At 69.9% G+C, this 8,156-nt stretch carries 5 protein-coding genes and 1 pseudogene; 4 read left to right on the top strand and 2 right to left on the bottom strand.

Features of this window, described 5'->3' with window-relative positions; translation table 11 throughout:
- Positions 1-20 precede the first annotated feature (20 nt).
- Positions 21-2,801 carry a transglycosylase domain-containing protein gene (locus STRTUCAR8_RS42325; protein ID WP_078507486.1) on the bottom strand — a complete coding sequence of 927 codons (2,781 nt, stop codon included), beginning with the start codon at positions 2,799-2,801 and terminating at the stop codon, positions 21-23.
- 214 nt (positions 2,802-3,015) lie between these two features.
- Between STRTUCAR8_RS42325 and STRTUCAR8_RS42320 the strand changes: the two genes are divergently transcribed.
- The 4 genes and pseudogenes from STRTUCAR8_RS42320 to STRTUCAR8_RS42305 all read left to right on the top strand — a co-directional run.
- Positions 3,016-3,816 carry an ABC transporter permease gene (locus STRTUCAR8_RS42320; protein ID WP_006382576.1) on the top strand — a complete coding sequence of 267 codons (801 nt, stop codon included), beginning with the start codon at positions 3,016-3,018 and terminating at the stop codon, positions 3,814-3,816.
- 82 nt (positions 3,817-3,898) lie between these two features.
- The gene (locus tag STRTUCAR8_RS42315; RefSeq protein ID WP_044473839.1) at positions 3,899-4,765 is read left to right on the top strand and encodes an ABC transporter permease; all 867 of its coding nucleotides are present in this window, start codon (positions 3,899-3,901) and stop codon (positions 4,763-4,765) included.
- Positions 4,766-4,770: 5 nt separating this feature from the next.
- Complete coding sequence (locus STRTUCAR8_RS42310) at positions 4,771-5,808, top strand: ABC transporter ATP-binding protein (protein ID WP_006382579.1); 1,038 nt, start codon at positions 4,771-4,773, stop codon at positions 5,806-5,808.
- Positions 5,809-5,840: 32 nt separating this feature from the next.
- Positions 5,841-6,508, top strand: a pseudogene (locus STRTUCAR8_RS42305) (DUF1707 SHOCT-like domain-containing protein); the annotation flags it as partial.
- 298 nt (positions 6,509-6,806) lie between these two features.
- Here STRTUCAR8_RS42305 and STRTUCAR8_RS42300 read toward each other — a convergent pair.
- A complete protein-coding gene (locus tag STRTUCAR8_RS42300) occupies positions 6,807-8,153 on the bottom strand; it encodes an SGNH/GDSL hydrolase family protein (protein ID WP_044473837.1) in 1,347 nt (448 codons plus the stop codon).
- Positions 8,154-8,156 lie beyond the last annotated feature (3 nt).

Here is an 8,156-nt window from a genome sequence, read left to right as displayed (position 1 = left end):
CCGCGGGCTCCGTGGCTGGGTCAGTCCCGTCGGGCCGAGGTCAGCGCCCCGGTCGTCACCCCGGGTGTCGTTCCGCCCGTGGTGCCGCCGCCGTCCGTCGTACCGCCGTTGTCGGTGGTGCCGCCCGTGTCCGTCGTGCCCCCGGTGTCGGTCGTACCGCCGCCCGTCGTCGTACCGCCCGTGTCCGTCGTGCCGCCGGTGGTGGTGCCGCCGGTGTTCGTCGTACCGCCGGTCGTCGTCGTGCCGCCCGTGGCCGTGGTCCCGCCTGTGGTGGTGCCGGCGGTGTCCGTCGGGGTGGCAGTCGTGCCGGTCGTCGCGCCCGGGGTTTCCTGGCCGCCGTCCGTGGTGCCGCCGTTGTCCTGGCCGGCGTCGGTGCCGGGGTCGGGGTTCGGGTCGGCGGGCGGGAGTTGCTCCTCGTCGGCGCCCTCCTGGAGCTGGAGGTCGAAGTCCTTCGCCTCCTTGCCCTTCAGGGCGTCCTTCGTGAACTGGGCCCAGATCTCGGCGGGGGCACCGCCACCGTTGACGCGCTGGAGGCCCATCGCGCCGTACAGCGACTTGTGCTTGCCGGTGACGGGGTCCTGGCCCATGACGGAGACGACCGTCGCGAGGTCGGGGGTGTAGCCCGCGAACCAGGCTGCCGTGTCCTCCTCGGCCGTGCCGGTCTTGCCGGCCACCGGGCGGTCGGCCTCCTGGGCCGCGGTCGCCGTGCCCTCTTCGACCACGCTCTGCAGGACCGCCGTGGTCGTGTCGGCGGCCTCACGTGAGACGACCTGCTTGGTCGCCTGCTTGGGCAGGGTCACCGACCCCGTCTCGCCGTCCTTCGTGATCTTCTCGATGATCGTGTACGTGCCGTGCTTGCCGTGGTTGGCGAGCGTGGCGTACGCCTCCGTCATGTCGAGGACGCTGGCCGTCGAGGTGCCGAGCGCGATGGACGGGTACGGGTTGAGGTCGGGGGTGTCGGAGGGCAGGCCGAGGTCGATCGCGGTCTGCTTGACCTTCGCGGGGCCGACGTCCACCGCCATCTGCGCGTACACCGCGTTGACGGACTTGTTCGTCGCCGTGCGGACGGTGATGTTGCCGTACGAGTACTGGTCCTCGTTCTCGGGGCCGTACTCGCTGCCGCTCCAGCCCTCGACCGGACGCTTGTTGGTGCCGTCGTAGTACGTGTTCGGGGTGATCGTCTGCCCGTCCTGGGTCACCGAGCCGTTCTGGACGGCCGAGGTGAACACGAACGGCTTGAAGGTGGAGCCGTCCTGGTAGTCACGGCGGGTCGCGTTGTTGACGTACTGCTTGGTGTAGTCGATGCCGCCGTACATCGCGAGGACCTTGCCGGTGGCCGGGTCGATGGCGACGCCGCCCGCGCGGACGTAGTTGTCGACCTTGTTGTTCTTCTTGTCGAGCTTCTTCATCACCTTGTCGTTGACGGCCTTCACGAAGGCGTCCTGCTTCGGCTTCTGCAGGGTGGTGGTGATGCGGTAGCCGCCGGCCTGGAGCTCGTCCTCGGTGAGGATCTTGTTGTCGAAGAGGTAGTCGTTGACGGCCTTGACCAGGTAGCCGCGCTGGCCGGACATGCCCGTCGAGACGATCGACTGCTTCGGCTCGGGGAAGGTGATGGCGTTCCGCGCGGACTGGGTCAGCCAGCCCTTCTTGACCATGCCGTCGAGGACGTAGTTCCAGCGGGCGAGTGCGGCCGGCCTGTTCTCGGGGTGGGCGATCACGTCGTACTCGCTGGGCGCGTTGAGCAGCGCGGCGAGGTAGGCGCCCTGGCCGGCGGTGAGGTCGACGGCGTCGACGCCGTAGTAGGCCTGGGCGGCGGCCTGGAGGCCGTACGAGTTGCGGCCGGCGTAGCTGGTGTTGAGGTAGCCCTCAAGGATCTGGTCCTTGGTTTTCACCCGGTCCAGCTTGATCGAGATGAAGAACTCCTTCACCTTTCGGGTGACGGTCTGCTCCTGCGCGAGGTAGTAGTTCTTCACGTACTGCTGGGTGATCGTGGAGCCGGACTGCTTGCCCTTGCCGGTCACCGTGTTCCAGGCGGCGCGGATCATGGCCTTCGGGTCGATCGCGGACTCGGTGTAGAAGTCGCGGTCCTCGGCGGCCAGTACGGCGTGCTGGGCGTCCTTGGAGATCTGCGACAGGGTCACGTTCTCCCGGTTGACCTCGCCGTCGCGGGCGAGCTGGCTGCCGTCGGCGTAGAGGTAGACGTTGCTCTGCTTCATGGCCGCGGCGTTCGCCGCCGGGATGTGCACCATGTAGTAGCCGAGCGCGAACAGGCCGATGACCAGCATGATCCCGAGCACGAACGTGCCGAGCACGAACCGCCAGGTCGGGATCAGCCGCCGCCATCCGGTGCGCCGGGGCCGCTTGGGCTTCTTGCCCTTCGCGGCTTTCGCGGACTCCGTGGCTTGCGCGGCCGCCTCGGGCACCCCGCCGGCCGCCACTTCGGGCCGTGTGGCGGGCCGTGTGGCGGATCGCGTGTCGGCTCGTACGGCGGGCTGCACGACGGTCTGCTCGTGTCGCGCGACGGGTTCCGCGACGGGTTTTGTGGCGGGTCTCGTGACGGGCGGCACGACGGGCTGCGCGACGGTTCGCTCGCGGTCCGTGTCACGCTCCACGTCGCGGTCCACGGCGGCCTCCGCGACCGGCCCTGTGACGGGCTTCACGTCAGGCTTCACGTCGGGCCTCGTGACGGGCTCGGTGACGGGCTCCGCGACGGTTGGTTCGGGTTTCGCGTCGGGCTGCACGGCGGGTTCTTTGGGTGCCGAGCCCTGCTTCGGCTGCTGCGGCTCTGGCTGGTCGCTCATGTCGTGCACGGACTCCTGTTTCGCGTCGCACGTCGCCGTACGACCTCATTCACCACTTCAAACGTTTTCTGCGCCCCCTCTTGAAGACTGTCGCACCGGGCGATCAGTTCCCTGAGCCAGGCACGCTTCCTGCCCGAAAACGCGTGGCGGACGGGCCGGAGGGCGGACTAGGCTCCTGCGCTTCGGTCCGGACGCGTTGGGGAAGGCTGGTGTCGTGGGTTCTGGGCGGTTGTACGCGGCCGTCGCGGCGGGGGGTTTCCGACGGTATGCCACCTATCGGGTGGCCACGCTGGCCGGGGTGCTGACCAACACCGTCTTCGGCGTGATTCTGGCCTACACCTACATCGCCCTGTGGGACGAGAGACCGCACCTGGGCGGGTACGACCAGTCCCAGGCTCTCACCTATGTGTGGCTGGGCCAGGCGCTGCTGATGACCATGTGCGTGATGGGTACGGGCTTCGAGGGGGAGCTGATCGAGCGTATCCGTACGGGTGACATCGCGATCGACCTTTACCGGCCGGCCGACCTCCAGCTGTGGTGGCTGGCCCAGGACATGGGGCGGGCCCTGTTCCACCTGCTGGGCAGGGGGCTGGTCCCGGTCGCGATCGGCGCGTGGATCTTCGACCTGTCGCTGCCGGCCTCGCCAATGACCTGGCTGGCCTTCCTGGTCGCGGTCACGCTGGGGATTCTGGTCAGCTACTCGTTCCGCTTCCTGGTGGCGCTGGCCGCGTTCTGGCTCCTCGACGGCGCGGGCATCACCCAGATGGCGTGGCTCGCGGGTGTCTTCTGCTCGGGCATGGTGCTGCCGCTGAACGTCTTCCCGGGGCTGCTCGGCGAGATCGTACGGGCCCTGCCGTGGGCGGCGCTGATCCAGGCGCCGGCGGACATCCTGCTGGGCGAGGCGGATCCGTTGGGGACGTACGCCTTCCAGGCCGGGTGGGCGGTGGCGCTGCTGGCGGTGGGGCGTCTGGTCCAGGCGGCCGCGACTCGGCGGGTGGTGGTTCAGGGTGGATGACGCGGGTGTGGGTGGCGGCGCCGGTGTCGCCGGGGCGGTGGAGACCGGTGTGCGCGGCGAGCGGTGGGCGGACGCCGACGGGATCGCCGAGGCAGGCAGGGCGCGCGGCTGGGACGACGGGCCGCTGAGCCGTACCAGCCGGGTGCTCGACGGTGTGCGGGCCTATCGGATGATCACCGCGATGTGGATCCGGTCGACGATGGCCTACCGGGTGTCCTTCGCGATGACCACGCTCGGGAACTTCGTCGCGACCGGCCTCGACTTCCTGGCGATCGTGCTGATGTTCTCCCAGATCGACCGGCTCGGCGGCTACTCGCTGCCCGAGATCGCGTTTCTGTACGGGCTGTCGTCGATCGCGTTCGGGATCGCCGACCTGGTCGTCGGGTCGATGGACCGGCTGGGGAGCCGGGTCCGCGACGGCACCCTGGACACGCTGCTCGTACGGCCGGTGCCGGTGCTCGCGCAGGTCGCCGCGGACCGGTTCGCACTGCGCCGCCTCGGCCGGATCACCCAGGGTCTGCTGGTGTTCGGCTACTCCCTCACGGCCCTCGACGACGTCCACTGGACGGCGCTCAAGGTGCTGCTGCTGCCGGTGATGCTGATCAGCGGCGGGGCGATCTTCTGCGCGGTGTTCGTCGCGGGCGGGGCCTTCCAGTTCGTGGCCCGGGACGCCTCCGAGGTGCAGAACGCGTTCACGTACGGGGGCGCCACGCTGTTGCAGTATCCGCCGGGTCTGTTCGCGCAGGACCTGGTGCGCGGGGTGACGTTCGTCGTCCCGCTGGCCTTCGTCAACTGGCTGCCCGCGCTGTACGTGCTGGGCCGCCCCTACCCGCTCGGCCTGCCGGAGTGGGTGGCGTTCCTGTCGCCGCTGGTGGCGCTGGGCTGCTGCGCGCTCGCCGGGCTGGCCTGGCGGGCGGGACTTCTTTCGTACCGGAGCACGGGGAGTTAGGGCGCGTGGACAGCGGTCATCTCACAGACGGTTCCTTCAGTGGCTCGTTCAACGAGTCGTTCAACGAGTCGTTCATCCAACTCGACGGTGTCGAGAAGGTCTTCGACGTGCGCAAGAAGACCGGGTTCATGCGCAGTGAGCGGCGCGAGGTGCGGGCGGTCGACTCGATCTCCTTCCGGGTGGCGCGCGGGGAGATGGTCGGCTACATCGGCCCGAACGGCGCCGGGAAGTCGACGACCATCAAGATGCTGACGGGCATCCTCACGCCCAGCGGCGGCCGGCTGCGCGTCGCCGGTATCGATCCGTCCCGTGAGCGCACCCGGCTGGCGCGGCGCATCGGCGTGGTGTTCGGGCAGCGTACGACCCTGTGGTGGGACCTCCCGCTGATCGACTCGTACAGCCTGATGCACCGCATGTACCGCATCCCGGACGCCCGTTACCGGGAGAACCTCGATCGTTGCATCGAACTCCTCGAACTGGGCGACCTGTTGGACGTCCCGGTCCGTCAACTGTCCCTGGGACAGCGGATGCGCGGTGACATCGCGGCGGCTCTGCTGCACGATCCCGAGGTGCTGTATCTCGACGAGCCGACGATCGGCCTGGACGTCATCTCGAAGGCCCGGGTGCGCGAGTTCCTGCGCGACCTGAACGCCGAGCGCGGCACGACGGTCCTGCTCACCACGCACGACCTCCAGGACATCGAGCAGCTGTGCTCGCGCGTGATGGTCATCGACCACGGGCGGCTGATGTACGACGGTCCGCTGACCGGGCTGCACGAGGTGGGCGACAGCGAGCGGACCCTCGTCGTGGACCTGGAGCGCGAGCTGCCGCCGATCGAGGTGCCGTCGGCGAGGGTCGTACGGGTGGAAGGTCCGCGTCAGTGGCTGGCGTTCCCGGCGGCGGAGTCGGCGGCTCCGCTGGTCGCCCGGATCGCGGCGGAGTATCCGCTGGTGGACCTGTCGGTGCGGGAGCCGGACATCGAGGCAGTGATCGCGAAAATGTACGCCGAGCAGGCCGGGAAGTCGGGGCGCGCGCTCTCGTAGCCTCGCTCGCGGTGAACTCGTAGGCTGCGTGCATGACGGACGACCTTCCGGAGCTGCGCGCTTCCGACGCCGATCGTGAACGAGTCGCCGAGATCCTGCGGGACGCCCTCGCGGAGGGGCGGCTGGACATGACGGAGTTCGAGGAACGGCTCGACGCGACCTACCAGCGCGTACGTACGGTGAGTTGACGCCGATCACCCGTGACCTGCCCGGGGCCGGAGTGAGCGCGCCCGCCGTGAGCATGGTCAAGCAGCCTGCGGGGACCGGGAGTTGGCCGGACCGGATCGTCGGGGGCGAGGGTTCCTCGCGGTGGGCCGTCGCCATCATGGGCGGGTTCCAGCGCGGGGGACGCTGGACGGTGCCGCGGCAGTTCAACGCGGTCACGTTCTGGGGCGGCGGTGAACTGGACCTGCGTGAGGCGTACTTCGCCGACCGTGAGGTGGTCGTCAACTGCGTCGCGATCATGGGCGGCATGAACGTCGTCGTACCGCCCGGCGTCGAGGTCGTCGTGCGTGGCATCGGCATCATGGGCGGCTTCGACCACACCCAGGAGGGCGTACCGGGCGACCCCGGCGCCCCCCGAGTGATCATCCAGGGCTTCGCCTTCTGGGGCGGAGTGGGCGTGACCCGCAAACTCCCCAAGGCAGAACGCCAACGCCTGAAGGAGGAACGCCGCCAGGAGAAACTGGAGAGGCGCAGAGACGGCGACTGAGCGCCTTTGGGGGCGCGGGGAAGGTGGCTGGGCCTTTAGCGACGCGGAAAGGTGAGCGAGCGCTTTTGGGGGCGCGGGGAAGGTGGCTGAGTCTTTTGGCGACGCGGGAAGGTGACCGAGCGCTTTTGGGGGCGCGGGGAAGGTGGCTGAGTCTTTTGGCGACGCGGGAAGGTGACCGAGTGCTTTTAGGGGCGCGGGGAACTGCGCGACCAGCCCCCACGGGCCCGCACCCGACAACGCACCCCCAAGCGCACCCCGAAGCGCACCCCAACCCCGCCCGCACCCCCTAAAGCTGCGCCGGCGCAACCCCCTTCAATTCCGCCAAGTCGAACACCGCAGCCATCCGCGCATACCCCGCATCACTCGGATGCAGATGATCCCCCGAGTCATACTCGGCCCGGAACCGCCGGGGATCGTACGGATCCCGCAACGCCTTGTCGAAGTCCACGTACGCGTCGAACACCCGCCCACCCCGGATCTCCGAGTTCACCGCCTGCCGCAACGCCTCCGTGCTCGCCGAGTACCCGTGGAACCCCCCGAACGGCATCAGCGTCGCCCCCACCACCGTCAGGCCCCGCCCGTGCGCCTCGGCCACCAGCTCACGCAGCCCGGCGACGATCGAGGACGCCTTCAGGACGCGGGGGTCGCGGGCGCGCAGGATGTCGTTGACGCCCAGGTCGATGACGACGGCCTTGACGTTCGTACGGCCGAGGGCGTCCCGTCCGAACCGGGTCAGTCCACTCGCGTTGGGCGCCGGCGTGCCCGTGCCGCCGGGCCGCAGGACGCGGTTGCCGCCGATTCCCTGGTTGACGACGCTGTAGCGGGGCACGTCCGCGCCGGCCTCCGCAGCCGCGTGCAGCCGGTCGGCCAGGACGTCGGGCCAGCGGCTGTTGGCGCCCACGGTCGACGTGCTGCCGGCGGTGAGCGAGTCACCGAGGGCGACGATCGTGCCGTTGGCCTGCTTGCTGAGAACGTCCAGGGCGGTGACGTACCGCCACGCCTCGGTCCGTTCGGTGTACGCCGTGGCGTGGGTGTCCTCGGTGCGGTCGCCGAGGGCGGAGTACGAGATCTGCCGGGCGCGCGGATGGTAGGTGACCGGGCCGGACGGGAGGGCGGCGTACGTCGTCACCAGGACGTCGCTGTCGCGCGGGACGGTGATCCGTACCGCGTCGCTGACGATCTGGCGCCCGGGCGCGACGGTCACCGAGGGGCTGCCGCCGAAGGTGAGCCGGCGCATGGTGGCGGCGTCGGCGGCGGCGCTGTTCTCGGCGGCGGCGACGGCGATGGAGGCGTGGTCGATGGTCAGGGGCTGCTCGCCGTACAGGTTGGAGAGCGTGACGCGGGCACTCGTACCGCCGGCCGCCGTGTGCACGACGTTGCGCAGGGAGCGGCCGGCGAGGCCCTGGGTCTCGGTGCCGGGCTCGCCCTCGACGGGGGACGCGGACCAGCTGCCGACCCAGGCGCCGGTGGACGCGGGGGAGACGTCGTTGCCCGAGTCGCCGCGGGCCTGGTTGACGGACCTCGAGTGCCGGGTGCCGTCGTCGAGGGTCGCCCCGACGTATATGGCGGCCGACACGGCCACGACGAGCGTGATCATCGCGGCGAGCAGGCCATAACCGTGGCGCCTGGTCATGGG

The organism is Streptomyces turgidiscabies Car8 (assembly GCF_000331005.1).
In the GTDB taxonomy this organism is placed as follows: Bacteria; Actinomycetota; Actinomycetes; order Streptomycetales; family Streptomycetaceae; genus Streptomyces; species Streptomyces turgidiscabies.
This window is presented reverse-complemented; position numbering and strand designations above follow the sequence as displayed.